Source organism: Pseudonocardia sp. SID8383 (assembly GCF_009864975.1).
Lineage (GTDB): Bacteria > Actinomycetota > Actinomycetes > Mycobacteriales > Pseudonocardiaceae > Pseudonocardia > Pseudonocardia alni.
Window position 1 is genome coordinate 1 of sequence record NZ_WWFY01000669.1, and the last position, 813, is coordinate 813.

Annotated in this window: 2 protein-coding genes; both read left to right on the forward strand. The window is 76.6% G+C overall.

Annotated elements, in window-relative coordinates:
- On the forward strand, nucleotides 1–486 hold a 486-nt coding region (gene whiA / locus GTW08_RS16360), incomplete at its 5' end, for a DNA-binding protein WhiA (protein WP_161152177.1).
- Between the two features lie 105 nt (nucleotides 487–591).
- Nucleotides 592–813, forward strand: a 222-nt coding sequence (locus GTW08_RS16365) for a hypothetical protein (RefSeq protein ID WP_237453902.1), incomplete at its 3' end; no start/stop codon positions are given.

Sequence of the window (813 nt, forward strand, 5' to 3'; positions counted from 1 at the left end):
GTCGCGGCGAAGGCCCGCGAGGTCCGCGGCGCCGACCGGGTCGTGGTCCGCGACGGCGACGCGATCGGCGCGCTGCTGACCCGGATGGGCGCCCACCAGAGCGTCCTGTCCTGGGAGGAGCGTCGGATGCGCCGCGAGGTCCGGGCGACGGCGAACCGGCTCGCGAACTTCGACGACGCCAACCTGCGCCGCTCGGCGCGGGCCGCGGTCGCCGCGGCGGCCCGGGTCAGCCGCGCCCTGGAGATCCTCGGCGACGAGGTGCCCGAGCACCTGCAGGCCGCCGGGCGGCTGCGGGCCGAGCACACCCAGGCGTCGCTGGAGGAGCTGGGCCAGCTGGCCGACCCACCGATGACCAAGGACGCCGTGGCCGGCCGGATCCGGCGGCTGCTCCAGACCGCGGACAAGAAGGCCGCCGAGCTGGGCATCCCCGACACCGAGTCCGCCGTCACCGCCGAGATGCTGGAGGAGGAGGGCGGCGGGCGCTGACCGCGGTCACACCCCGTCACGAGGGGGGTGCGGGGTGTCGGGCATGATGCCGCCGTGACGATCCCGGGCTCCACCCTCCTCGCCGTTCATCTCGATCGATCCAGCATGCTGCGGCCGCTCCTGCCCGCGCTGCGCTCCGGTCTCGCGGACCTGCTCGCCGAGCAGGACGCCCACGACGGTCACCTGCAGGTCGTCGTCGCCACCGGGGACGACCTCACCCGCTCGCTGCCCGACGGCACGCACCCGCCCGCCGTCCCGGTCGGTGCCGCCGAGGCCCGCACCGCACTGCCCGCGAAGCTGCGCCCGCTCGGCGGCCCGGACCTGCGC